Genomic DNA, 26,121 nt, shown 5'->3' with positions numbered 1-26,121 from the left:
AAACCCTTAACTTGAAAACATCACTGCTGTCAGAACAAAATCGAAGCCCAGAACAGCGAGAGAAGAATGAACCACCGTTTCTGTGGTGGCTTTACTGATCCCCTCTGAAGTTGGGATACAGTCATACCCTTTGTATAGCGCAATCCAGGTCACGATGAGCGCAAATACAAAACTTTTAATCAGACCATTAACAATATCCTGCTCAAAAGACACCTGAGATTGCATAATGGACCAGAAACTACCTGAATCGACTCCTAGCCAGTCAACACCAACCAGGTGTGCACCGAGAATCGCAATAGCTGAGAAAATTAACGCTAACAGCGGCATACTGATAAAGCCTGCCCAAAAACGGGGAGAAATCACGCGTTTCAGTGGATCAATGGCCATCATCTCCAGACTGGAAAGTTGCTCAGTGGCCTTCATCAAGCCAATCTCAGCTGTCAATGCACTGCCTGCCCGACCGGCAAACAATAATGCAGTGACCACAGGTCCCAGTTCACGTAACAAACTCAGTGCCACCAGCGGCCCCAGACTGTCTTCTGCCCCATAGTCGACCAATACAGTGTAGCCCTGTAGCGCCAGTACCATGCCGATAAACAGGCCTGATACCATAATAATAAGCAATGACTGATGGCCAACCATATACAGTTGACGGATCAGTAAAGGGCCACCTTTTCTGAAATTGGGCATGCTGCACAAAGCCCCCAATAACATGCGAGTTGCCCGGCCTAACGACGCAAAGCGGCTCAGTGTTTTGTGACCTAACTTCTGCAAAAAATCCATTAATGGCTTCCTCCTGCCAGTAACTCATCCTCATACGGTGCGGCATCAAAATGGAACGGCACCGGCCCGTCGGAGTGGCCTTGCAGGAACTGCTGTACCAGCGGCGAGTCATGCGCCAACATTTGCTCGGGAGTACCGCTACCAATCACGCCCTGTTCAGCGATGATCACAACATGATCGGCAATACTGAGTACTTCAGTTACATCGTGGGTGACGATTAATGACGACAAGCCCAGCACTTCATTGAGTGATTTAATCAGACGCACCAGCACGCCCATCGATATCGGATCTTGCCCTGCAAACGGCTCGTCATACATGATCAACTCAGGGTCAAGTGCAATGGCTCTGGCCAAAGCGGCACGCCGTGCCATGCCACCCGATAACTCAGATGGCATAAGATCGCGCGCACCACGCAAACCAACCGCCTGTAACTTCATCAGCACCACCAGACGAATTAGTTCTTCACTGAGCTTAGTGTGCTCTCGGAGCGGAAAAGCAATGTTGTCAAATACAGACATGTCCGTGAACAAGGCACCACTTTGAAACAACATGCTCATTCGCTTACGCGCCTGATACAGTGCCTGGCGGGACATAGATGGAATACTGTCACCAGAGAAGAGGATTTCCCCGCTATCGGGCTTAAGCTGACCACCGATCAGTCTTAGCATAGTGGTTTTACCTATACCACTGGGCCCCATAATAGCCGTAATTTTCCCTTTGGGGACGGAGAAACTCATATTTTTGTAGATTGTCCTTTCACCACGAGAAAAGGTCAAATCCCTGACTTCAACTATTGACTGCGTCAAGTCGCTCTCCACATCATACTTTTTTCAATTGTGGAATAATACGTTGTTTTGCTGTGAGATGGAAAACCCTTAATGGTAAAATTTTGTAATTGATTCGCCATATTTGTTGTGCGAAATAGGCGCCTCTCGGGGTTTTGTCCGCTCGCAAAAGCGATGACTTTATTTATACATTTGATGAGCGATTTGATACTATCTGCGCCATTGAATTTAGTAACTTGGCTTAGACTTCATGGTTTTATCGTTTGTCATACTCATTCTTGGATTCATTGCCCTGGTATGGAGTGCCGATCGCTTCGTATATGGCGCTGCGGCGCTGGCCAAAAACCTCGGGGTACCAACGTTAATTGTGGGTTTGACTATCGTTGCAATGGGCTCCTCAGCACCTGAAATGATGGTCGCTGCGCAAGCTGCGCTGGTTGACAAAACTGACACCGCTGTTGGTAATGCTGTTGGCTCCAACATCGCCAATATCCTCATGGTACTTGGTATCACCGCATTATTGCGCCCACTGGCAGTTGGTTCTGGCATTTTAAAGCGTGAAATGCCGCTGTTGGTGGTCGTGTCACTGGCCGCGTGGTTGATCATCAGTGATAACCAGTTTAGCGCGCTGGAAGGTTGGCTGCTGTTAATTGGCTTTTTCGTGTTTATCGGTGGCCTAATCTATATCTCAAAAACCGGCAAAACCGACCAGGACGATCCGCTTATTTCAGAAGCATGTGATGAAGTCCCAAGTGATGTACCCATGAGCAAAGCCATATTCTGGCTGGTTGTGGGGATGATTTTATTGCCAGTAAGTGCCGACTACCTGGTCGACGCAGCCGTCGATATTGCAAAATACTTTGGCATGAGCGACCTGTTGATCGGCCTGACGATTATCGCCATCGGAACCAGTTTGCCTGAGCTGGCCGCCTGTGTGGCCGGCGTGCTCAAGAATGAAGACGACCTGGTACTGGGTAATATCATCGGCTCAAACATCTTCAATATTCTGGCGGTGTTGTCCATTGCGGGGATCCTGAATCCGGCAACACTGGACAGCAATATTGCAAACCGGGATATCTATGTCATGCTCGGCGCAACAGCCGCGCTGGTGCTGATGAGTGTTAGCCTCAAAGGACGCCGACAAATTAACCGTGTTGAAGGCGGGCTACTCCTTGGTGCATTCTGTGGTTATATGTACTTTATTATTTAAGGATTCAGCATGAGCACGCACAATTTTATTGATTCTGCCAAACAGGTACTAGAAATCGAACAACAAGCGATTGTCGAAATCGCCCAGTATGTTGATGCACGATTTTCTGCGGCCTGTGAACTCATGTTGCAATGCCGTGGTCGAATCATAGTGATCGGCATGGGTAAGTCAGGTCATATTGGCAATAAAATCGCGGCAACACTGGCCAGTACGGGCACGCCAGCATTTTTTGTTCACCCTGGTGAGGCCAGCCACGGTGACTTAGGCATGATCACGGCTGATGATGTGGTATTACTGATCTCTAATTCAGGTGAGACGCACGAAGTACTGGCTATCGTGCCGGTAATCAAGCGCATTGGCGCACAAATCATCAGCATGACGGGTAACCCTGAGTCGAATATGGCCAAGCTGGCGGATATTCATTTGTGCATTAAAGTCTCCAAAGAAGCCTGTCCATTAGGGCTTGCACCAACGGCCAGCACCACAGCCACTCTGGTCATGGGAGACGCCTTAGCTGTGGCACTGCTCGAAGCCCGCGGTTTCACGGCAGATGATTTTGCCTTATCCCACCCGGGGGGCAGCTTGGGTAAGCGCCTGCTGTTAACACTGGCAGATGTTATGCATACGGGCAAAGCGGTGCCCGTTGTATCACAAGGCTGCACGGTGACCGATGCCTTATTCGAGATGTCAGGCAAAGGCCTGGGCATGACCACCATCATCGATACAAAGGGACAGCTACAGGGCTTGTTCACAGATGGCGATTTACGCCGTATTATCGAGCAGAGACTTGATTTGCACAGCACCCCGATAGATTCGGTCATGACAAAACACTGTACCACAGTGACACAAGATATGTTGGCTGCTGAAGCGCTGCATATCATGGAGAAGAAACGCATCAATGGCCTGATTGTCATTGATGAACAAAATTGCCCAATCGGCGCGTTAAATATGCAGGATTTGCTGCGAGCAGGAGTATTATAAATGCTGTTTTCCGATCTATATCAGCCCATCGACGATACCGTTGTACAAAAAGCGCAGGCGATTAAACTGCTGATCTGCGACATCGATGGGGTATTTTCTGATGGCCGCATCTATTTGGGCAATCAGGGAGAGGAGCTAAAAGCATTTAATACCAAAGATGGTTTCGGCATTAAAGCCCTGATCAATGGCGGCGTTGAAGTGGCTGTGATAACAGGGCGTCATTCACACATTGTTCAGCAGCGTATGACTAGCCTCAATGTTAAGCACATCTATCAGGGTATGGAAGACAAGTTGCAAGGCTACGCCGAGTTGAAAGACAAATTACAGCTGGCGGATCACGAGGTTGCTTATATCGGCGATGATGCACCTGACTTACCTGTGATGCTCAAAGTCGGTCTGTCTGTGGCCGTGCAAGACGCTCACCCTATGGTGGTCCGCGCAGCCGATTATAGAACGTTGTTACCCGGCGGGTTTGGTGCTGTCCGAGAACTGACTGACTTACTGCTACTCTGCCAGGGCAAGTCATTGGGCTATGAAGGCAGTAGCGTATGACCGTACTTCGCGCTTTATTGCTCGTTGTATTCAGCCTCACCATGTTATGGCTGTGGTACCCTTATTTAACGCAATCGGGCCAGGTTGCGCCGCGCTCAGAAGAAGTGCTGGCCAAACCAGATTATGTCGCCATCGATCTGAAGCAAACCAATTACGCCGAAAATGGGCAGCTCAGTTATCAGATTACCGCAGACAGAATGGAGCTCTATCAGGAGTTGGGGTTTAGCCACTTTACCGCGCCTATCTTTACACTGCACAACGACCAGCAAAACTGGCAACTCAAAGCCAATGAAGCCACCTTGTATGGTAACAATACCCTGATCCTGGAGGGTCAAGTACAAGCAACAAACCTGACGGCCGATGCCATGATAAAGCACATCAACGCCGATCACGTGCAAGTCGATATTAAAGAAAAGCACATGCGCTCTGAACACCCGGTAGAAATTACCGGACCAAACTTAACGATTTCCGGTAAAGGCTTAGTGGCCGATCTCAACACCGAAATCATTGAACTCATCAACCACACTGAAACAATTTATTATGAGCAATAAATTAACCTATTCCCTGATCTTACTGTGCACTTTAAGTGCATTTCATCCTGCAGCTTATGCAGAAAATACAGCAGCTGATCAGGTCATTATCAGTTCGGGCACACAGCTGGCCCAGTTGCAAACTAATATTGGCGTGTTCGAAGAAAACGTCGAAATCATTCACGGTGACCGAAAAATTCTGGCCGATCGCCTCGAAGTACACCGCCGCGAAGAGCTGGGTAAAAATAAACAACTGCTAGTTGCAACAGGCAGTCCAGCCGTATTTCAGGAGCGTCAGACGGATGGCACATTACTGAAAGCCACAGCCAAAGAAGTGCGCTATGACGTCGCAAACCGCATGCTCACCATCAAAGGCGGTGCAGAGATCAGTCAGGCAGGACAGAAAATCAGCGCGCAAACCATCGTGTATGATATGGAAAAGAAGCTGATCAGCGCACAGCGCGGGGAACAAGAACAAAATCGCGTAAGAACCATTCTGTTACCTGAGAAAGAGAACCCCCAACAACCACAAGAGAAGGGTAATCCGTGAGTAAATTAACCGCCACCGCACTGGCCAAAAGTTATAAGGGCAGACAGGTTGTTAAAAACGTTGAATTAAGCGTTGAAGCCGGCAGTATTGTTGGCCTCCTTGGCCCGAATGGCGCAGGTAAAACCACCACTTTTTATATGATTGTTGGCTTGGTGCCCAGTGATAAGGGCAGCATACACATTGATGAGCAAGACATTACCTTATTACCTATGCATAGCCGGGCAAGACTTGGGATTGGTTACCTGCCACAAGAGTCCTCTATTTTTCGCAAGCTGACCGTCTATCAGAACCTGATGGCCATTTTAGAAACCCGGAAAGAGCTCAATAAAGAACAACGAGAAGTCATCCTCAATGAGCTGTTAGATGAGTTTAATATCCAGCATATTCGCGACAGCCAGGGTATGGCGCTATCAGGCGGTGAACGACGCCGGGTAGAAATTGCCCGTGCCCTTGCGGCAGATCCAAAATTTATCTTATTAGATGAGCCTTTCGCTGGCGTTGATCCCATTTCAGTGTTAGATATAAAGAAAATTATAGAACACCTGAAAAACCGTGGGATAGGCGTACTAATCACTGACCATAACGTGCGTGAAACGCTGGACGTCTGTGAGAAAGCTTATATAGTGTCACATGGTGAACTGATAGCAGCAGGCACCCCGGAGCATGTTCTGGCCGATCAAACCGTGCGGGATGTCTACCTAGGTGAGCAATTCAGGCTATAGTTATAAAATTAGAAGTAAATAACAAAAAGGATTGTTAGAGATACATGAGGCAATCGCTACAGCTGCGCATGGGGCAGCAACTGACAATGACACCACAACTGCAACAGGCTATTCGTCTGTTACAGTTGAGTACGCTAGATCTCCAACAAGAAATCCAAGAAGCGCTTGATAGCAACCCTTTGTTGGAAGTGGAAGAAGGTGAGTCTGAATCACAAGATAATGAAACTCAGTCCAAGTCGGATTCCGATTTGGAACAACCTACAACGAGTGACAACGACAGCTATGAAGAGGCTGCTGTCAGCGACTACGAACAAGACAGCGATGCTGCACTAAACAAAGACACCGTCAGCGACGATTTGGCAATGGATGTAACCTGGGACGAGTACATCAGTGCCGCACCGGCAAGCAGTTCAGGCCCAATGCCGGAAGACGAAACCATTTACCAGGGTAAAACGACTGAAACATTGCAAGAATACCTGATGTGGCAGCTGGAACTGACGCCTTTTAGTCCAACAGACAGAGCCATCGCCCTGGCGATTGTTGAAGCGGTTGACGATGCAGGCCTGTTGACCATTAGCTGCGAAGACATCGTCGAAAGCATGAATCAGGACAACGATGAAGAGCCGATTGAGCAGGATGAAGTAGAGGCCGTACTGAAACGGATCCAGCTATTTGATCCTGTCGGGATTGCCGCACGCAGCCTGCAAGAATGCCTGTGCATTCAGCTCAACCAGTTTGACCCAAATACCCCCTGGCTTGCACAGACCAAAGAAATCCTCACTGAGCACATCGATCTGTTAGCCAGCCGGGATTACCGCACTTTGATGAAAAAAACCAAACTCAAAGAAGCGGATCTGAAAGAAGTAATGACCCTGATCCACGGCCTAAACCCGAAACCCGCCGCCAGCATAGTACAAGAAGAAGCAGACTATGTGATCCCGGATGTGTCGGTTAAAAAAGTGAAAGGCCGCTGGGTTGTTGAACTCAATCCCGACTCAATGCCAAAAATTAGAGTGAATGACCACTACGCTGCTATGTCCCGTTCAGTCAAGTCGAGCACAGATAGCCAGTTTATTCGTTCACACCTGCAAGAGGCTAAATGGTTCATCAAGAGCCTGGAAAGCCGCAATGAAACTTTATTAAAAGTTACTAATTGCATTGTGCAGCAACAACAGGCATTCTTTGAACATGGCCCCGAGGCAATGAAGCCGATGGTACTGAATGATGTGGCCGAAATGGTCGACATGCATGAGTCCACGATTTCACGTGTAACAACACAAAAGTATATGCACACGCCACGCGGTATCTATGAGTTGAAGTATTTCTTCTCAAGCCATGTCAGCACTGAAAACGGAGGAGAATGCTCTTCGACTGCAATCAGAGCATTGATCAAAAAGCTAATTGCCGCAGAAAACACAGCTAAACCATTGAGTGACAGCAAGATTGCGGATGTATTGGCAGATCAAGGGATCAAAGTGGCTAGACGTACAATTGCCAAATACCGAGAGTCTTTGGCTATCCCACCGTCCAATCAGCGCAAAAGCCTGATTTAGACGTAACTACAGAAGGAAAATGCTTATGCAACTAAATTTAACTGGTCGACATGTAGAAATCACCGATTCGTTAAGAGACTATGTAACAAACAAGTTTGCGAAGCTAGAAAGGCACTTTGATCACATCAATAATGTGCATGTTATCCTAGATGTCGAAAAGCTCATCCAAAAAGCAGAAGCCACATTACATGTGAACGGGGGAGAGATTTTTGCCTCAACCGAACACCGGGATATGTATGCCGCAATAGACGGACTTATCGATAAGCTTGACCGCCAGGTGATCAAGCACAAAGAGAAGCTAACTCGACACTAATCATGAAACTAAGCTCATTGATTTCACAGGACTGCAGCAAAGCTGCGGTCCTTTTTAATAGTAAGAAACGTATTTTAGAGTACATCAGTGAGTTGGCTCAAAGCCAGCTTCCAGACAGTAATGCCCATGATATCCTTGATGCGCTATTGAGCCGCGAAAAACTCGGGAGTACAGGGATCGGAAAAGGCATTGCACTGCCCCATGGCCGCATGCCAGGCATAGATAAAGTGGTTGCAATGCTACTTGTCAATCAGCAAGGCATTGCCTTTGATGCCATTGACAATCAACCCGTCGACATTTTTGTGGCACTCATCGTACCCGAGGGAGAAAATCAACAACATTTGCAGACCTTGGCAACGATCGCTGATAAACTTAAAAACAAGGTGTTTTGTAAACGTATCAGACAAGCTCACAATGATCAGGAGTTATTCTCGATAATTGAAGAGTTTGACAACTAACGGAGAGTTTCTGTGCAGTTAATTATTGTCAGTGGTCGTTCTGGCTCAGGAAAATCGGTCGCTCTGCGCGTGCTGGAAGACTTGGGTTATTACTGCGCCGATAATATTCCGGTCAACTTGCTGCCCGCATTAGTGCGCAGTGTGTCAGACAGCTATGATAAAATTGCTGTGAGCGTTGACGTACGTAACCTGCCAAAAGATCAGCAAGAACTCGACGATATTTTAGAATACCTACCCGGATTTGCAGAACCTAATATATTTTATCTGGACAGTGAAGATCAGATCCTGATCCGTCGTTTTTCAGAAACACGCCGCCTACACCCGCTGTCACTGGCCGATCTGTCATTAGACAAAGCAATTAAAAAAGAAAAAGAGCTACTTGACCCGCTTATCCGCCGCGCTAATATCACCATTGATACCACGGACATGAGTATCCACCAGCTGGCAGAGCGGATCCGGGAAAAGATCCTCGGTAAAAAAGACAAACAATTAATCATCACCTTTGAGTCCTTTGGTTTTAAACATGGTATTCCAAAAGAAGCGGATTACGTGTTTGATGCGCGCTTTTTGCCAAACCCACACTGGGAACCAGAGCTTAAGCCGTTAACCGGTTTAGATAAACCTGTTATTGATTACCTGTCTAGTCACAGCTTAGTGCAAAAGTTTACCTGGCAGATCCAGACCTTTGTGCAAACCTGGTTGCCACACCTGGAGCGCAATAACCGCAGCTACCTGACCATTTCGATTGGCTGTACTGGTGGACAACACCGCTCCGTGTATCTTGCTCAAACGTTAGGTGAGCGTTTTGCCCGTACCCACAGCAATGTGAAGATCCATCACCGCGAACAAGAAAAATGACACAACGCTTTGAAGATACCTTTCTGATCCAGAATAAACTGGGTCTCCATGCTCGTGCAGCCAGTGTGCTGGCAGAACTCTCCGCACAGTTCGATGCCAACATTACCCTGTTTCAGGGCAATAAAGAGGCAGAGGGTGACAGTGTACTGGCTTTATTACTGCTAGAAAGCAGCCAGGGTAAAGAGGTCAAAGTCGTCTGCGAAGGGCCAGATGCAGAGCGCGCGTTGCATGCCATTGGCAACCTTATTGCAGATAAGTTTAACGAGTCAGAGTAAAACCCCTTCACTTTTCCCCTATTTTCGAGACACAACACCGCCGCTTCATGACGGCTGTCTGCGCTTTTTTTAGATATACCAATTGATATTAAAACAGCTATAATTATCATAAGCCTATAATCAATGCGCCATATACTCATGACAAGCCTGCTTGTCGACTATCCAACCTGGGATGCCTATGCCTGAAGCTTTTGAACAAGACTACACACTGGAGCTATTGCAGCAAGTTACGAATGCCCTTAACAGTGGTCAGTTTGTTCAAGTCAGGCGCACCTTAGCCGAAATTCCGCCCTGCGACACCGCTTTATTGCTGGAGTCTTCCCCACATAAAATCAGAACCCTGCTGTGGCAATTAGTCGACCCGGATATACAGGGTGACGTACTCGAAGAACTATCTGAAGATGTGAGACTCAGCATCATCGCCAAAATGGAGCCTGAGCTGATCGCTGCAGCAACGGAAGACATGGATGATGATGATCTCGGTGAAGTCCTGAGAAGCTTGCCAGACCCCGTCTATCAGGACGTTATCGGTGCCATGGACTCGCAAGACAGAGCCCGTGCAACCCAGGCGCTTTCCTATGTCGAGCATTCCGCGGGCGCATTGATGAACACAGATACAGTGACGATCCGCCCGGATGTGTCACTGGATGTCGTATTACGTTATCTGCGCCTCAAAGGGGAGCTGCCGGACGGGACCGATGACCTGTACGTGGTGGACAAAGACAATTGCTTTTTAGGCTCCCTGCCGATCAGTGTGCTCTTAACCAGTCAGCCAGACAAACTGGTTAACGAGTTGATGAATGAAGAACGTGAAACCATTCCCATCTCAATGGACGAAAGCGATGTCGCTCAGTTGTTTGAGCGTCATAATTGGATCTCGGCACCGGTCGTAGATGACAACGCACATTTGCTGGGGCGTATCACCATCGATGACATCGTTGACGTTATTCGTGAGGATGCCGAACACAGTCTCATGAGCATGGCCGGTCTCGATGATGAAGAAGATACTTTTGCGCCGGTCTGGAAAAGTAGTCGTCGCCGTTCAATCTGGTTGGGGATCAACCTGCTTACAGCGCTGATGGCCGCTTTCGTTGCCAGCTTTTTCGAAGGCACCTTAGATATTTTACCTATCCTTGCTGTACTAAATGGCATAGTTCCCAGCATGGGTGGGGTGGCCGGCAGTCAAACCCTGACTTTGGTGATCCGTGGTATTGCTCTGGGACACGTGAACGCAACTAACCAACGCTTCTTACTGGGTAAAGAACTGGCCATTGGCGCCTTGAATGGGTTGCTCTGGTCGTTATTAATTGCGGGTGTAATTGCCCTGTGGCAATGGGACTTTGTGCTCGGGGGCGTGATTGCCTTTGCGATGTTTATGAACCTGGTTGCTGCGGGTATTGCTGGCGCCAGTATCCCTCTCATACTCAAGAGAATGAATATCGACCCAGCACTGGCGGGCAGTGTTGTACTAACCACAGTCACCGACATCGTAGGCATTTTTGCCTTCCTCGGCACGGCAACGTGGCTGCTTGTCTAAGCAGCCAAATGCATACAACTATGTGTTACTGACCTGCAATTTGCATATTCTCTATCAGTACCGAGCCAGTTTGAACAGCACCGCGGGTTTCAATGTCTCCCCCAATCGCCTGAATTGACTTAAACATATCCTTAAGATTACCTGCAATGGTAATCTCACTGACCGGATATTGGATCTCTCCATTTTCTACCCAGAAACCAGCGGCGCCGCGTGAGTAGTCACCGGTTACCGTATTAACCCCCTGCCCCATGAGCTCAGTCACTAATAAACCACGCCCCATGGTCCGCAGCAACGCGGCCAGGTCCGGCTCGGTAGCCTGTACCAGCCAGTTGTGGATCCCACCGGCATGGCCCGTACTGCGCATCCCCAGGCGTCTGGCTGCGTAGCTTGGCAACAGATAGGTCTCAAGTACGCCTCCTTTGATGATATCGCGCTCAGTGGTCTGCACGCCTTCAGCGTCAAACGGGCTCGATGCCAGTGCCTGCAACAAATGTGGCTGTTCTTTGATTGATACGCAAGACGAAAAAACATCAGTGCCTAAGCTATCCAGCAAGAAACTCGACTTGCGATACAAAGCACCGCCACCAATGGCGGATACCAGGTGCCCAAACAGGCTATTGGCAATGTCAGCACGGAATACGACCGGTACCCGCATGGTTTCCAGCTTACGACTGTTTAATTTAGCCAGCGTCGATTCTGCTGCCTCTATGCCCACCGCTTTGGCATCTCTCAACTGCGAATGCACGCGTGTGATAGAGTAAGCATTATCTCGTTGCATCACCCCATTTTCTTCGCCAATCACCATAGTACTTAAGGTGTGTCGGGTACGCGGAAACCCGGCCAGAAAACCATGGCTGTTGCCGTAAACGCGCAAGCCCTGATGGCTGGCGACGCTCGCCCCATCGGAGTTAACAATGCGCTCGTCGTAATTCAACGCCGCCTGCTCTGCTTCAAGACAGCGTTTCACACCTTCCTCAGGCGTCAGTGACCAGGGATGGAAGAGATCTAAATCGGGCACCACCTCAGGCATTAATTCAGCATCAGCCACACCATTACAGGGATCATCAGATGTAAATTTGGCAATTTCGACCGCTTTTTCCACCACCGAACGTAACGCTTCCGGACCAAGATCGGCCGTCGATGCAGAACCTTTGTGCTGACCAACGTACACACTCAGCCCCAGGCCACCATCCTGATTAAATTCAATCGTTTCAACTTCTCCCATACGGGTGCTGACTGACAAACCTGAGGTACGACTCATCGATGCCTCAGCAGACGTCGCCCCCAGTTGCTTTGCATAGTCCAAAACATCTGACACGGCTTGTTTTACTTCATCAATTTGCGTCCAAATGGGATCGTGTTGCTGGCTCATGTTTTTATTCCACAAATCATAGTACTGCTATAATCCTAACACAGCCTGCGCCGATGCGCTGTGACTCACGCAAAGATTCTGTATGACACCCAGGGCAAGTTGCGCATTCATGTATGCATTACTGCTTTTTCTGACTTCTGATATAATCTGATCATCAATAACTGAAGTAAGTGCGGTAAAATGGCCAAAAAACCTACCCAAGAGCCAGAAGAAGAGATCATTTACGTCTCAAAGAGCGAATTAAAGCGTGATGCACAGCAATACCATCAACTTGGCGTTGATATCGCGCAATTAGGTAAAAAACAAAGAGAGAAACTGCCACTCTCTCCAGAGCTGGTCGCAGCGATGGAGCTGGCAGACAAGCTACGCGGCAAGCACGACGCCTACCGCCGTCATCTGAACTTTATTGCCAAACAACTGCGTACCACAAGCAATGTAGAAGACTTACAGCAAGGTCTGGATCTGTTACTTAACAGAAACAACCAGGCAGATGTCCTGCTTAATCAGGTAGAACAGCTCAGAGATGAACTGATAGCCAAGGGGGATGAAAAGATCAATACCCTGCTTGAAGCACACCCGACGCTGGAACGCCAGAAGCTCAGACAACTGGTTCGTCAGGCGAAAAAAGAGCATCAGGCAGAAAAGCCCGGAAAAGGTTCTAAAGAGCTATTTCAATTACTCAAAGAGCTGATCCTGCCATAAGCAGCGTGAAGCGCCCCACAGTATCACGCAATTTGGCTGTGATACTGCGGGATGATGTATTAGGCGGTACCGCCTACGGTGAGTTCATCGATTTTAAGACTGGGCTGACCAACACCAACAGGCACACTCTGGCCATTTTTACCACATACCCCGACACCGGTATCCAGCTCCAGGTCATTACCAACCATAGACACTTTCTGCATAACGTCTGGGCCATTACCGATCAAGGTGGCACCTTTGATAGGCTGCGTTACTTTACCATCTTCTATCAGGTAAGCTTCTGAAGCTGAAAATACAAATTTACCCGACGTAATATCAACCTGACCGCCGCCAAAGTTAGGCGCAAAGATCCCTTTCTTTACCGAGGCAATGATCTCACTCTGACTATGCTCACCCGGCAGCATATATGTATTGGTCATTCTTGGCATCGGCAGATGTGCATAAGATTCACGTCTGGCATTGCCAGTGGGTGCAACGCCCATCAATCGGGCATTGAGCTTGTCCTGCATATAGCCTTTTAGCACCCCTTTTTCGATTAGCACGTTGTAGCCTGCCGGGGTGCCTTCATCGTCAATATTCAGTGAACCACGACGGTTATCCATGGTGCCGTCATCCACCACAGTACACAGGCTGGAAGCCACTTGTTCGCCGACTCGCCCGCTAAATGCAGATGCGCCTTTGCGGTTAAAGTCCCCTTCAAGACCATGTCCCACCGCTTCGTGGAGTAATACGCCTGGCCAGCCAGCCCCCAGTACAACAGGCATCGCCCCAGCCGGTGCATCAACCGCTTCCAGATTTACGCGGGCCTGGTGAACCGCTTTGGTGACATAATGCTGCCAACGCGGCTTGCCGTCGACTAGCTCTCTGAAGTAATTGTAATCAAGACGGGCTCCCCCACCGGCACTGCCACGCTCACGGCGACCATTTTTTGCCAGCAATACCGAGCAATTTAAGCGCACCAAAGGACGAATATCCGTTGCAAAAGTGCCATCACTGGCTGCGATTAGCACTTCTTCGTATACCGCAGACATGGAGCTGACGACCTGCTCCGCTTCAGGGGCTAATTCACGGATCGCCGCTTCAACTTCTCGCAATAGCGAGACTTTATCGGTGTCGCTCATGCTCAGCAGTGGCTGGCTTGCCTCAAATTGGGTCGCAGCTTTAACATCACTGAACACCTGAACCTGCTTATTCTCACCTTGCTGAGCAATACTTCTGGCAGCCATAGCTGCCTGGTTCAGTGCTTCCATGTTAATGGCATCTGAGTAACTAAACCCCGTTTTCTCGCCACTTACAGCGCGAACACCCACTCCCCGTTCGATATTATAACTGCCCTCTTTAACGGAGCCATCTTCCAGCACCCAGGTTTCATGATAACTGGATTGGAAATACAGATCGGCATAATCCACCTTGTGCTGATGAATGTATGCCAATGTTTGTTGCAATTGTTCCCGGGTTAAATCACTGTCCGTCAGTAAATGTTGTTCGACGTGCTCGCTACCAAAATTACTCATAAAAATCGCTCTTAAATCGGTTATGTGCCGCTACAGGCATTTTCTGTCGGATGGCATGCAGATCAGTCAGATCAAGCTGGGCATGAATCACACCTACCTGAGTTGGCGCTTCGCCAAGGCACACACCCCAGGGGGAAACCACCAGGCTATGGCCATAGGTTTGCCGACCATTCTCATGCTCTCCTACCTGCGCGGCTGCCACCACATAGCATTGTGTTTCTATCGCCCGTGCCTGTAACAAAGGCTGCCAGTGTGCAGCCCCGGTGACGGTTGTGAAAGCACTGGGTACCAATAATATCTCCGCGCCCTGCTCACGCATCGCCTGATATAAACCTGGAAAGCGCAAATCATAGCAAACGCTCAACCCCAGGCGACCGAAGGGGCTATCCACGGTGACAATGTCATTACCGGGACGAGTCAGGGTGGATTCACGGTACTGTCCGGCACTGTCAGCGACATCCGCATCAAACAGATGGATCTTATTATAGCGTGCAACTTCGAGCCCTTCATTGTTAAACAGCAGACTGGCTGCATAATAACGACCCAGGCCATCTGTGAGGGCAATGGTGCCCGCAGCCAGCCAGATATTAAAGTCCCGGCAAAGCTGCTGAATTTGCGTGATCCAGTGCGCATTATTTTGGGCTTGTGCAAGCGTTTGCTGCGGGGTCTGGCAAAATGCCAGCCAGGATTCGGGTAAACAAACCAACGCTGGCTGGGTCAGTGTTTGCTGGCTGAGTAACGTTTTCAACTGCCTGAGATTCTCCTCAGGGTGTATCCCTGAACACATCTGCACGACATAGATATGGCCGTTTTTCATGGCTGTTCCTCTTGACCTGTCTCCGAGTTCGGTTCGCCAGGAGTCACTTCAGCTTCCACAGGTTTGTCTGCCTGTGTATCTGGCGCGTCTTGCTGCGACGTCTGCCCGCCTTGTCTGGGTATATCAGCTTGCGTATCTGAGGCTTCCTCATCTTGAGGGACAACGGGCTGCGCCGGTTTCTCAGGCTGTGAGCCCGGCGGCTTAGGCAACTCGACCTCACGGCTCTTACGATCCAGTTCGGTCACCACAGGTTCATCCATCGTGCCGGTCACTTTAAATTTAATCTCTGAGATCACCCGTGCCGAGTGGATCACTTTATCAAGCGCCAACGCCGCAAGACCCGTTACCGGATTCACCATCCATCCCACAATCACTGGTAAACTCGAGGTAACCTGCGGCGCGACTGACAGCTCATAGTCAATGGCTTTGCTATTGAGATCGGCATACCCTCTGACTGACAGGTCGGCTGGCACCCCATCCAATTGGGTATCCTCAGTATACACAACCCCTTTGTCGAGCTGGAAAGTGCCGTCAATGCGGTTGTAGAAAAACCCTTTAGCAAACACATCGCGGAAATCCAGCTTGAGTTTACGAACCAGTGAGTCCAAGCTCAACAAAGAAAACACCCGTGTGCCCTGATCGCTGATCTCAGCCAGGTGCCCTTCACCCAATTGCCATTTTACTGAACCGTCAAGCGACGCAACATCAAACTCGTAAGGCGCGTCTGCCCAACTCAGTTCAAATTCAATGTCAGCACTGGAATCCTGGACGCTGGAAGTAATATCAAACTCTTCCATTAACTGACCAAAATCACTGCTGATTAGCGTGCCATTAAAGTGTGAGCGACCATTGTGCCAGCCACCCGTACCTTGCAGCACATGATCGCCTTTATCCACCTGTAAGCGAGTGACCTGCAGCGCTTCGCCATTGCCCTGCAAAGCCAGGTTCACCTTATCCAGCTGATACTGAGTTATACGGCAATCATCGCAGTTAAACTCTATCGCCGGTATGTTCGTTAACCACTGCAATGATGCCTCAGGGGCAGCGTCTGAATCACCGATAGTAACCGTTTCTGTCGTGCTGCCCTCGTCCGTCGCTTCAAGCGGGTTAAGCCGTAAATAGTCCGCTTGTATCTGAATGGGTTGCGCCGCATTACCATTTGGCAACTGCACTTGCGCTCTTAACTCCCTGGCATTCAACCGTGCCAGCAATCCACTGGCTTGTGGACGAAGGCTTAGCTCAAAGTCATTCACACCGAGATCAAAAACATTTAACTGGCCAATCTGTGCACGCAGCGCATCAAAAGCGGGCAATATGCCCGGCTGCTCCGACGGCTGATCTACCTGTTCAATAATGCGATCAATGAAAGGCAGCCAGGGTGCCAATGTAAGTTGCGGTTGAGTGATGGCCACATTGAATCCAGGCTGACTCAATGCACGATTGCTCTCGGCAAAGACAAGTTGAGCACGTTCAATCAAACCACTGTTATTATCTAAAATACCATCAAAATAGAGCTGGTCACCGAGTGTGACACTGATCAAATTAGAAATATCGTCGCCACGTACCTGAGCACTTAACTGCATGCGCTCATCTGCCAGCTTGCCAATCGGTGCCGGCAAATCAATACTGGCTCCCTGTAAGTCGGACTTAAAGTTTGCCTGATAACTGAAGCCTTGTTCGGTGAAATCCAGCATTACCTGCCCAGCCAATAAAGCATTGCCGGTGATAAAGTCGTCCATCAAGCCTTGCGTGAGGGGCAGCAACTTATCGCTTGCTGCACTCAAACGCGTCTCAATCCCGAGCTGATACCGGGCACTGTCGCCCTGTCCTGACAAGCTGAAAAGTAACGGCATCCCTCGCCACAGCGCCCGGGTATTTTCCAGTTCAATATTATCGTCAATAAACTTCAGCGTGCCGCTTAGCTTGTCTAGCGCCATGCCAGGCTGCTCAAGATAGAGCGCATTGTCTTTGAATTCGACTGCCCCCAGTACATTAACATCCAGCGACGCCAAATCAATCAACAGATCGACATTGCCTGTCACATCCCCCTGAACCTGTGCAACCTGAAGAATATCCGCCAATGGATCCGCAATTGGTGTGGCGTTGAAAAACGGTGCCAGCGTGCTGGCTTCCGTCGTATGAGCGATGTTGACGGTCAGCAAATTTGTTTGTTCGAGATCAGCCAGACTGACCACGACGCCACTGCTCAACGTCTGGTTCAACAGCTCACCGCTATTAACCGTGATGTCCATTCGCTCATCAGCAAAGTGCAATGTCACGTCACCATTATGCAGGGCAGCCCAATCTGGCGCGAAGGCAAACTTAGCCTGATCAATCCGGGCCAGGACTTCAAAGCGACCATGATGTCCGCGGTATGGAAATTGTGTCAACGGCCCTGACAACAACACCTGAGTGTGCCTGAGTCGCCCGCCCTGGATCCCATTGTTAAGGTAGCTGACCAGGTTTTCATTCATCAGTTGCAGCGGGAAATAACGGCCTGCGATACTGGCATCGCCGCCAAATACATCGGCATATAAATCCAGCACAGGCTCTTCTAACAAGTGCAAGTGCATTTCCAACGCAACGCTTAAATCCTCGTTGCTGAGCCACAGGTTATCCGACAGCACATGCCACTTGTGTGCGTCATCCAGGTAAAAGTGTATGTCTCCGTTGAGTTCTTTGACAGCGATTGGGGCAATAAACTGCTCTTCTACCAACAAAGTCTGATCTTGTGCACTGAGACTGAGCACACCGCGCTCTGGCGTAAGCATTAGCTCAGCATTGAGCCCGGAAAAACCCGGAATCCCCCCGAGTTGTCGCCAACCAGCTTTCTCTAACGCGAGCCACAACGACATCGGTGTATCACTGCCCATTGACACTCTGGCGGCGGTTACCTTGCCGGCAGGAGACAAAGCTTCTACTTGTTTCGCCCAGTCGAAGTGCGTAAGTGACAGCAACTGAGTGACATACCCAAGATCCAGGCCCTGCATCCACAATGTGCTTTCACTGTCGCTAAAATGCCCCTCAATACTGAGCGTTGTGGGACTTTGTTCATTTTGAGATAGCAGCAACTCAGAGCTGCTTAATGCCCAGCCATTTTGCCCCGGTTGCAAATACAGAGCACCACCTTGCACGGCTAGCTGCTTGTGCGTTTGCCCCTGCTGCCAACTGATACTACTCGGTAACCACTTGACCAGAATATCATTGAACTTGCCATGCTCCAGCCGCGCCCAGAGTTGCATGTTCACGCTCGAACTGGCCGTTTGGTATTGTGGGTCAAGATACGTCTGCAGCCAGCTCATCAGTTCAACTTGCTGTGCATCAATGAAGATATCACCAGCCATTGCACTAAGCTGCTGGCCATGAAAACGAAAACGCGCGTTTAACTGACCTTCTGCCAGTCCAGGGAAGGAGATCTGCCCCTCGCCATGATGCATATCGGCACTGTTTTGCCAGATAAGATCCGGCACCAGTAAGGTGTGTGATTTATCGTCCGCGACCAGTAAAGTCACCTGGCTATTCTGAACCGCAAAATGGCCCGTATCGCCCAAAAATAGCTCTTCAATCAGCGCCTGTTGCTCAAACTCCCCGCTACCGCCTTCCATACTTTGTGCCATGGCCTGGATATCAACGGTAGCGTCAAATCCATCCAGCACAAAGTAATTAGACACCAGCCGCCACTGGCGGACTGACTCGACCAGATTAAGCTGCAAACTGGTTTGTGCAATATGCAAAGAGATAGGGGAACGGGCGTTGTCTTCAAAGCTGACATCACGCAACACCAGTGCCGGGCCATTGCCCTGCCAGCTGGCGCTAATGCTGCCAATGTTTAATTCAACCCCCAGCTGCTGGTTAACCAGCGACTCAATATCATGTTTATATTCATTGGCGTAAGGCAGGGTGTATTTGACCACCGAAACAAGGACGGCAAGCAGTACCAATGTGACAGCAAACACTTGCCACATTTTTCGTACACAAAAAAAACAAACCGCCTTAACCTGCATCGTGTCACTACATCATGACGACATCAAACTGCTCCTGGCTGTACAGGCTCTCAGTCTGAATACTGACCTGCTTACCAATAAACAGTTCCAACTCAGCCAGATTATGGTATTCGTCGTTAACCAGCGCTTCACTGACCGCCGGCGACGCATAAACCATAAACTTATCGGCATCATAGGCGCGATTTACGCGGACAATTTCGCGTAATATTTCGTAGCAAACGGTTTCCACTGTCTTAAGAGAACCTCGGCCAGAGCAGGCGGGACACACGTCACACAAAATATGTTCCAAACTCTCGCGAGTGCGCTTGCGGGTCATCTCAACCAGGCCAAGGGCAGATAAACCGTTGATATTGGCTTTGGCACGATCTTTCGCCAGGGCTGTTTCGAGTGAATGTAACACCCGGCGCTTGTGCTCATCAGAAATCATATCGATAAAATCGATAATGATGATACCACCCAGGTTACGTAACCTGAGTTGCCTCGCGATGGCCGAGGTGGCTTCAACATTGGTATTAAAAATCGTTTCTTCCAGGTTGCGGTGACCAACGAATGCCCCCGTATTCACGTCTACGGTGGTCATGGCTTCAGTCTGATCAAAAATCAAATAACCGCCTGATTTCAATTCAACCTTTCGATGTAATGCTTTCTGAATTTCAATTTCAACATCAAACAGGTCAAAGATTGGGCGCTCCCCGGGATAATATTCCAGCGTTTGTGACAACTGAGGTACAAACTCCTCAGTAAAGTCCTTAAGTTGCTGGTAAGTCAGTTTGGAATCGACCCGGATACGCTCCATGTCTTCTCCGACATAATCTCTGAGGGTACGAAACGCCAGAGTGAGGTCTTCATGGAGGATGCTGGCTTTGCTGGTTTTCTGCCGACGTTTGATGATCTTTTGCCACAACTTTTTAAGGAATTCAGCATCGTGTTGTAGTTCCGCTTCTGCGGCACCTTCAGCTGCAGTGCGGACAATAAAGCCACCATTTTCATCATTGTACTGAGCAACGATTTTTTTCAGACGACTGCGTTCTTCTTCGGTTTCAATACGCTGACTGACGCCCACATGGGTGGCATCCGGCATAAATACCAGATAACGAGACGGAATGGTGATATCTGTGGTCAGTCGGGCACCTTTAGTACCGATTGGATCTTTCACCACCTGCACCATAATAAACTGGCCCTGCTTTACCAGCTCGCGGATATCCTGAACCTTCTTAATCGGCTGGTCGTCGACGCCTTCCTCAATCGACGCGCTGTTTACAATATCTGAAGCGTGCAAAAATGCGGCTTTCTCAAGGCCAATATCAACAAACGCAGCCTGCATGCCCGGCAGAACCCGACTGATTTTACCCAGATATATATTGCCGACGATCCCCAGGTTACCAACCCGCTCAACCTGCACTTCTTGCAGTACACCGTTTTCAATGAGTGCAACCCGGCTTTCGCTGGGGGTCACATTGATTAATAACTCACTACTCATCTACACCCGCCATAAATGCTTTAATCAGTTCATCCGTTTCGTATAAAGGTAAGCCGACAACGGCAAAATAGCTACCAGATAACTGAGTAACGAATCGTCCTCCCAGTCCCTGAATACCATAGCCTCCCGCCTTATCTTGTGGCTCACCACTGTGCCAGTATTGCTCAATTTCCCCATCACTCAAGGGTTTAAATGTAACATCTGTTATCACAGTCTGGCTCATCACACGCTTTGTATCCGCCACGGCAATCGCCGTCATCACCTGATGCGTTTGTCCGGATAACGCCTGCATCATCGCAGTAAAGTCGTGTTGATCTGTGGGTTTACCCAGCGCCTGCTGCTCAAGCACCACGATTGTATCGCTGCCCAGTACAGGCGCATCCTGATAACCCATCGCCACACCACTGGTGGCTTTCAGGCGCGCCAGACGTTCAACATACGTCTGCGGCGCTTCGCCAGGCAAGCGGCTTTCATCCGCATCCACTGCAAATTGTGAAAAGGTATAACCAAGCTGAGTCAACAATTCACGTCTGCGTGGTGATGCTGATGCCAGATAAAGTGTTGGTGTCATTAACGGATCCTAAAGTGCCTGCGATATTTACGTAACAACAGGAAAACCCAGGGCCAGCACAGCATACCCACCAAAGCTGGCCATAGATATCTGGGGTTAAAATAAATGTCTAGCAGGAAGTGATTCAGCCAAAACTGCAGTAGGTGATACAGCGCTAAAAACAAGCCTATGAGCACCGCCTGCTGCCAAATTGAGAAGTTTCTGATCTTCTGAAAGTTACTGGTCGTAATGTACAAACAGATAGAATAAGTCAGTGAATTCACGCCCAACGGCGATCCCGTTGCCAGATCCATTATCAGCCCGGTACACCAAGCCCAGCCAATATTGACACGATGCGGCAAGGCAATTGACCAGTACATCAATACCAGTAAGACCCAGTCAGGACGGAATGGTTCAATGGAAAACGGCAGTGGCATCAGTGCCATAATTAAGGCAATAAACAGGCTTAGGGCGACCAGTGAGTAACTTCGGTTCATGCCTCAGGCTCCTCTTTGGCCATCTTGCCCAGGATCACGAGCAAACGAATACGATCCAGCTGTGCCACGGGCTCAGCATACACTTTAGAGAAAGGCAGACCTTCATCGCGATCAATTTCTGTGACCACAGCTACGGGATACCCCTCAGGAAAGGTGCCGCCTAAGCCTGATGTGACCAAGATATCTCCCAGACGAATGTCCAGACTGTGTGGCACATGCTGTAACTGCACCAAATTGATCTTGCCTGTGCCTTCGACCACAGTGCGCACGTCATTGCGCAGAATGCGTACGGGCGTTGCATGGGTCGTGTCCGTCATAAGTAAAACGCGTGATGTGGTGCTACCTACTTGGGTCAGTTGCCCGACAATGCCCATTTCGTCAATCACAGGCTGCCCTTCCAGCACCCCATCTATGGCACCTCGATTCACCACCACCTGATGGCTATATCGACTCGACCGGACCGATAAGACTTCTGCAATCAGGCGCTCTCTTTGTTGCCGGGAAGACGCGCCCAGTAAAGCACGCAATTGCTGGTTCTCTCGTAGCAAAAATTGATACTGTTGAAGCTGTTCACTTTGTAACAACTGCTTTTTTCGTAAGGCTTCATTTTCCTGAAACAACCGGTCACGAGTATCCAGGCTTTTCGCACCCAGTGAAAATACTTCATAGGGGACATTCGCCACGTAGAGCAGCGGGCTTACCAGCGTATTGAGACTGGTCCGAACCAAGGTACCGCCGGAGGTGTATCGATCACCAAGGATCAACAGTACGCTAAGCACAACTGCGACAGTAAGTCGCAGTTGTAGAGAAATGGTCCGTCCAAATAACAGGTTCATCAGTCGTAACTAAATACGTCACCACCGTGCATATCTATCATTTCCAGAGCTTTACCACCACCACGGGCAACACACGTCAATGGATCTTCTGCAACGACTACCGGGATCCCTGTTTCTTCCATCAACAGACGATCAAGGTCTTTCAGCAACGCTCCGCCACCTGTCAGCACCATACCATGCGCTGAAATATCTGAGGCCAGCTCTGGAGGAGATTGTTCCAGTGCAACCATCACGGCACTGACAATGCCCATGAGCGGCTCTTGCAGCGCTTCCAGAATTTCGTGTGAGTTCAATGTAAACGAACGCGGTACACCTTCAGCCAGGTTACGACCACGCACTTCAATCTCAACCGGCACCTCACTCTTAAACGCTGAACCAATTTCGTGTTTGATATGCTCAGCGGTCGCTTCACCAATCAGGCTACCAAAGTTACGACGTACATAGTTGATAATGGCTTCGTCAAACTTGTCACCGCCAATACGAACAGACGACGAATAAACCACACCATTCAAAGAGATGATTGCCACTTCTGTGGTGCCGCCACCGATGTCGACAACCATAGAACCCGTTGCCTCAGACACCGGCAGGCCAGCACCAATTGCCGCAGCCATCGGCTCCTCAATCAGATAGACTTCTCTGGCACCGGCCCCCATTGCAGATTCGCGAATGGCACGTTTTTCAACTTGTGTTGCGCCACAAGGCACACAAATCAAAACACGTGGGCTGGGACGCATAAAGTTATTGTTGTGCACCTGTTTGATAAAATGCTGCAGCATTTTTTCGGTGACGTAGAAGTCGGCTATCACGCCGTCTTTCATTGGTCTAATGGCCTTAATATTGCCCGGTGTCCGTCCCAACATTTGCTTTGCCGCCGTGCCCACAGAAGCAACGCTCTTTGGTCCACCAGCACGCTCCTGACGGATCGCCACAACAGAAGGCTCGTTCAACACGATCCCTTCTTCTTTCACATAAATCAGGGTATTGGCCGTACCTAAGTCGATCGACAGGTCGTTTGAAAATAGTCCACGTAGTTTTTTAAACATGAGGCTGGGTAACCTTTAAAGAATTCTTTTTGCAAACCATACAGTGGCTCAGGCCACTGCGTTGAAATATTTCACTCTGTGTCTGTAACACAGCTGCACAGGCATGAATAACGCCGCCTCATTGGCATAATTAAACAGCCTTAGCGTTCTCTTACTAATCTAAATCCAATGTAGTTGGCACGGAAATCCGGAGCCAGGGCCAAACGTGTAGATACACGTGCAAGGCTTGGCGCAAAGTTCCAGGCGCCGCCACGTACCGTTACATCGTCCTGCGAAGCACGCTTTTGCGTCCACTCCCAGACATTACCCACGGTATCATAGAGCCCATAAGCATTGGCAGAAAACTGACCGACCGGTGCAGGGCTTTTGTTTGACCATTCACTGCCACACCAACCACAGTTAGCCTGGTTGCGGCCTATTTCATTGCCCCAGGGGTATTCCGAGGTGGTATCACCGCGCGCGGCATATTCCCATTCAACTTCATTTGGCAAACGGTACTGCATCCCCTGATCGCCAGATAACCAGTTTGCGTAAGCTTTGGCATCTTCATATGAAACACACACGACCGGAAAGTCGTCTGCTTGCTCATACCCTGGCGAACGCCAGCTAAAGTCAATTTCCCAGACAGGTTCGCCATTTTTATAATGGGCACAACCCTTGCCTTTCTCAGCTTCAGTAACATACTGAGAGCTTTCAATAAAGCGTCGGAACTCGGCAACTGTAACTTCTTTGCTCTGCATGACATATGAATGACTGAGCACTTTTTCTACCACAGGGCGCTCATTCGCCAGACCATTGCCTGTCAGGTCGCCCATTTTGAAGCTGCCAGCAGGAATGATCACGGTTTCATTAATGACCCTGTCCGGATTCACGACTGTAACGGGTTGAGGTTGTGCTATCGCGACTGGTTGTGCTGGTTGAGTTTGCTCGCTTTTTGGTGTCGGTGCAGCAATCGACTCAGGCTTTTTTACCAGCCGGGCGTTTAGGGTCCGGGCTCGTCTCAAATTCAGGTTAGCCTTGTATGGCTCATATCCCAGTTTGCGTACCTCAATGTCATGCATACCTGCAGGCAGGTTCACCACAAGTTTCGTGGAACCATAGCTGACACCGTTAATAAAGACTTCGTCATCATACACATTAGAGCGTAAGGTCAGCTCTACTTCACGATTTTTGGGTGGCTGAGGTGCGATATTCGCCGTGATATCCGGGGACGCTGGCCGTGTTGCGACACTGACCACAGGCGTCGTTTTTGACAACTCATTTGAGAATGTCAGCTGTTCATCGCTGTACGTAGTCGGATAGCTGGCCTGATAACCCAGCGCCAGCGGCGAGCCGTATTCGCTACAGTAGCGATTATCCAGATTAAGCAAGCTACACAGACGACTATTATTGACGTCTCCGCGCATCGTCACACTCAGGTTAACACTATAATTACCCTGACCACTGAATGCACTGCCAACCACGTGGCTGCTTACTACCTGTACCTGAGCGCCTGCCAAATGGCGCTTTGGCTCTACCACGCGCTGTTCAGTCAAATTTGCAAAGATTTGGTCGATAAAATGCTTGGTTGCTTTTTGCAGTCCCAATTGCTGACCGCGTTGTTCGCATGCCGCTAAGGTTTCGGTGCGTTTACAATTGATGGTGTGATCCACCTCAAGCGTGCCTTCACGGCTAAACTCGTTACGTAAACGCTCTATTCTGGCGGTGCTCAGCTGGTCATTCAAGCCGGCAATAGTGTTCACAAGCGTATGCTTAGTAACACGGATTTGCTCTATGTCTTTGCGATGTGATGCAATCGCCGCCAACTGCATCACTATGTCTTCTTTGTTCTGTTTGTGCTCTGCAACTGCCTGCTGATATCTGCTCTGTGCCGCTGAGATATCCAGCGAGGGATCATCAATCAAACGCCGATAGATATCATTCATTGCATCAAGTGCCTGATTCTTTTCTTTATCCAGCTCCGCCGAACGCTGTCGCAACAGGTCGAGCTGTGCTTGTAAGCGCGTTTCTTCACTCAGATGCTTATCGAGTACCTGAGTATAGTTATCTAATTCAGCTTGCTTTTCAGTGCGCTCAGATTCAATGGCAGTCACAGTTGCAGTATCTTGCGCCGACACACTTAAAGATAAAAGGGTCGCAGAGACAAAAAGAGATAAAGGAGCAATTTGCATAAATTCCATTCCCAACAGCGGCAGTTGT

25 protein-coding genes are annotated in these 26,121 nt (G+C 49.3%); 13 read left to right on the top strand and 12 right to left on the bottom strand.

The features are described from left to right. Positions 1-6 precede the first annotated feature (6 nt). Both mlaE and PRUB_RS00455 read right to left on the bottom strand, forming a co-directional pair. Entirely contained in the window at positions 7-783 is a 777-nt protein-coding gene (gene mlaE, locus PRUB_RS00460) for a lipid asymmetry maintenance ABC transporter permease subunit MlaE (protein ID WP_010386614.1), read from the bottom strand. Continuing rightward, on the bottom strand, positions 783-1,589 hold the full coding sequence (locus PRUB_RS00455; RefSeq protein WP_081694300.1) for an ATP-binding cassette domain-containing protein: 807 nt from the start codon (positions 1,587-1,589) through the stop codon (positions 783-785). Before PRUB_RS00455 ends, mlaE begins: the two co-directional genes overlap by 1 nt. A 229-nt stretch (positions 1,590-1,818) precedes the next feature. Between PRUB_RS00455 and PRUB_RS00450 the strand changes: the two genes are divergently transcribed. From PRUB_RS00450 to mgtE, 12 genes are all read left to right on the top strand, one after another. Next, positions 1,819-2,778 carry a calcium/sodium antiporter gene (locus PRUB_RS00450; RefSeq protein ID WP_010386623.1) on the top strand — a complete coding sequence of 320 codons (960 nt, stop codon included), beginning with the start codon at positions 1,819-1,821 and terminating at the stop codon, positions 2,776-2,778. Positions 2,779-2,787: 9 nt separating this feature from the next. Then, positions 2,788-3,759, top strand: coding sequence for a KpsF/GutQ family sugar-phosphate isomerase (locus tag PRUB_RS00445; protein WP_010386624.1), 972 nt, complete (start codon positions 2,788-2,790; stop codon positions 3,757-3,759). Continuing rightward, on the top strand, positions 3,760-4,311 hold the full coding sequence (kdsC, locus tag PRUB_RS00440; RefSeq protein WP_010386625.1) for a 3-deoxy-manno-octulosonate-8-phosphatase KdsC: 552 nt from the start codon (positions 3,760-3,762) through the stop codon (positions 4,309-4,311). Further along, complete coding sequence (gene lptC / locus PRUB_RS00435; RefSeq protein ID WP_010386626.1) at positions 4,308-4,862, top strand: LPS export ABC transporter periplasmic protein LptC; 555 nt, start codon at positions 4,308-4,310, stop codon at positions 4,860-4,862. The genes kdsC and lptC overlap by 4 nt, the downstream gene beginning before the upstream one ends. After that, a complete protein-coding gene (lptA, locus tag PRUB_RS00430) occupies positions 4,852-5,391 on the top strand; it encodes a lipopolysaccharide transport periplasmic protein LptA (protein WP_010386627.1) in 540 nt (179 codons plus the stop codon). Before lptC ends, lptA begins: the two co-directional genes overlap by 11 nt. Then, positions 5,388-6,113 (top strand): LPS export ABC transporter ATP-binding protein, encoded by a 726-nt coding sequence (lptB, locus tag PRUB_RS00425; protein WP_010386628.1) that lies wholly within the window; start codon positions 5,388-5,390, stop codon positions 6,111-6,113. Before lptA ends, lptB begins: the two co-directional genes overlap by 4 nt. A 44-nt stretch (positions 6,114-6,157) precedes the next feature. Next, positions 6,158-7,666 carry an RNA polymerase factor sigma-54 gene (locus PRUB_RS00420; protein WP_010386629.1) on the top strand — a complete coding sequence of 503 codons (1,509 nt, stop codon included), beginning with the start codon at positions 6,158-6,160 and terminating at the stop codon, positions 7,664-7,666. Positions 7,667-7,691: 25 nt separating this feature from the next. After that, the gene (hpf, locus tag PRUB_RS00415) at positions 7,692-7,979 is read left to right on the top strand and encodes a ribosome hibernation promoting factor (RefSeq protein ID WP_010386630.1); all 288 of its coding nucleotides are present in this window, start codon (positions 7,692-7,694) and stop codon (positions 7,977-7,979) included. Positions 7,980-7,981: 2 nt separating this feature from the next. Next, complete coding sequence (locus PRUB_RS00410) at positions 7,982-8,437, top strand: PTS sugar transporter subunit IIA (RefSeq protein ID WP_010386631.1); 456 nt, start codon at positions 7,982-7,984, stop codon at positions 8,435-8,437. A gap of 12 nt (positions 8,438-8,449) precedes the next feature. Continuing rightward, positions 8,450-9,295: an RNase adapter RapZ gene (rapZ, locus tag PRUB_RS00405; RefSeq protein ID WP_010386634.1), complete on the top strand. Its 846-nt coding sequence runs from the start codon at positions 8,450-8,452 to the stop codon at positions 9,293-9,295. Further along, the gene (locus PRUB_RS00400) at positions 9,292-9,570 is read left to right on the top strand and encodes an HPr family phosphocarrier protein (protein WP_010386635.1); all 279 of its coding nucleotides are present in this window, start codon (positions 9,292-9,294) and stop codon (positions 9,568-9,570) included. Before rapZ ends, PRUB_RS00400 begins: the two co-directional genes overlap by 4 nt. A gap of 178 nt (positions 9,571-9,748) precedes the next feature. Continuing rightward, on the top strand, positions 9,749-11,107 hold the full coding sequence (gene mgtE / locus PRUB_RS00395) for a magnesium transporter (RefSeq protein WP_010386636.1): 1,359 nt from the start codon (positions 9,749-9,751) through the stop codon (positions 11,105-11,107). 25 nt (positions 11,108-11,132) lie between these two features. On the opposite strand, the gene pmbA is transcribed toward mgtE, so the two are convergent. Then, the gene (pmbA, locus tag PRUB_RS00390) at positions 11,133-12,479 is read right to left on the bottom strand and encodes a metalloprotease PmbA (RefSeq protein ID WP_010386638.1); all 1,347 of its coding nucleotides are present in this window, start codon (positions 12,477-12,479) and stop codon (positions 11,133-11,135) included. Positions 12,480-12,659: 180 nt separating this feature from the next. Here pmbA and yjgA point away from each other — a divergent pair, with 180 nt between their 5' ends. Beyond that, positions 12,660-13,181, top strand: coding sequence for a ribosome biogenesis factor YjgA (yjgA, locus tag PRUB_RS00385; RefSeq protein ID WP_010386646.1), 522 nt, complete (start codon positions 12,660-12,662; stop codon positions 13,179-13,181). A 59-nt stretch (positions 13,182-13,240) separates the two neighbouring features. On the opposite strand, the gene tldD is transcribed toward yjgA, so the two are convergent. The 9 genes from tldD to PRUB_RS00340 all read right to left on the bottom strand — a co-directional run bounded on the left by tldD (position 13,241) and on the right by PRUB_RS00340 (position 26,093). Beyond that, positions 13,241-14,695, bottom strand: coding sequence for a metalloprotease TldD (gene tldD / locus PRUB_RS00380; protein ID WP_010386647.1), 1,455 nt, complete (start codon positions 14,693-14,695; stop codon positions 13,241-13,243). Further along, positions 14,688-15,512 (bottom strand): carbon-nitrogen hydrolase family protein, encoded by an 825-nt coding sequence (locus tag PRUB_RS00375; RefSeq protein ID WP_010386648.1) that lies wholly within the window; start codon positions 15,510-15,512, stop codon positions 14,688-14,690. Before PRUB_RS00375 ends, tldD begins: the two co-directional genes overlap by 8 nt. After that, positions 15,509-19,516: a YhdP family protein gene (locus tag PRUB_RS00370; RefSeq protein ID WP_010386649.1), complete on the bottom strand. Its 4,008-nt coding sequence runs from the start codon at positions 19,514-19,516 to the stop codon at positions 15,509-15,511. The genes PRUB_RS00375 and PRUB_RS00370 overlap by 4 nt, the downstream gene beginning before the upstream one ends. A gap of 7 nt (positions 19,517-19,523) precedes the next feature. Then, on the bottom strand, positions 19,524-20,996 hold the full coding sequence (rng, locus tag PRUB_RS00365; protein WP_010386650.1) for a ribonuclease G: 1,473 nt from the start codon (positions 20,994-20,996) through the stop codon (positions 19,524-19,526). Beyond that, positions 20,989-21,567 (bottom strand): Maf family protein, encoded by a 579-nt coding sequence (locus tag PRUB_RS00360; protein ID WP_010386651.1) that lies wholly within the window; start codon positions 21,565-21,567, stop codon positions 20,989-20,991. Before PRUB_RS00360 ends, rng begins: the two co-directional genes overlap by 8 nt. Further along, positions 21,567-22,043, bottom strand: a complete 477-nt coding sequence (gene mreD / locus PRUB_RS00355; protein WP_010386653.1) for a rod shape-determining protein MreD — start codon at positions 22,041-22,043, stop codon at positions 21,567-21,569. Before mreD ends, PRUB_RS00360 begins: the two co-directional genes overlap by 1 nt. Then, complete coding sequence (mreC, locus tag PRUB_RS00350) at positions 22,040-22,879, bottom strand: rod shape-determining protein MreC (protein WP_010386655.1); 840 nt, start codon at positions 22,877-22,879, stop codon at positions 22,040-22,042. Before mreC ends, mreD begins: the two co-directional genes overlap by 4 nt. Beyond that, a complete protein-coding gene (locus PRUB_RS00345) occupies positions 22,879-23,922 on the bottom strand; it encodes a rod shape-determining protein (protein ID WP_010386656.1) in 1,044 nt (347 codons plus the stop codon). Before PRUB_RS00345 ends, mreC begins: the two co-directional genes overlap by 1 nt. A gap of 140 nt (positions 23,923-24,062) precedes the next feature. Further along, a complete protein-coding gene (locus PRUB_RS00340) occupies positions 24,063-26,093 on the bottom strand; it encodes an SUMF1/EgtB/PvdO family nonheme iron enzyme (protein WP_010386657.1) in 2,031 nt (676 codons plus the stop codon). Positions 26,094-26,121 lie beyond the last annotated feature (28 nt).

This window comes from Pseudoalteromonas rubra, assembly GCF_000238295.3.
In the GTDB taxonomy this organism is placed as follows: Bacteria; Pseudomonadota; Gammaproteobacteria; order Enterobacterales; family Alteromonadaceae; genus Pseudoalteromonas; species Pseudoalteromonas rubra.
Note: the sequence above shows the minus strand (reverse complement) of the source record. Positions and strands in the feature narration are given on the sequence as shown.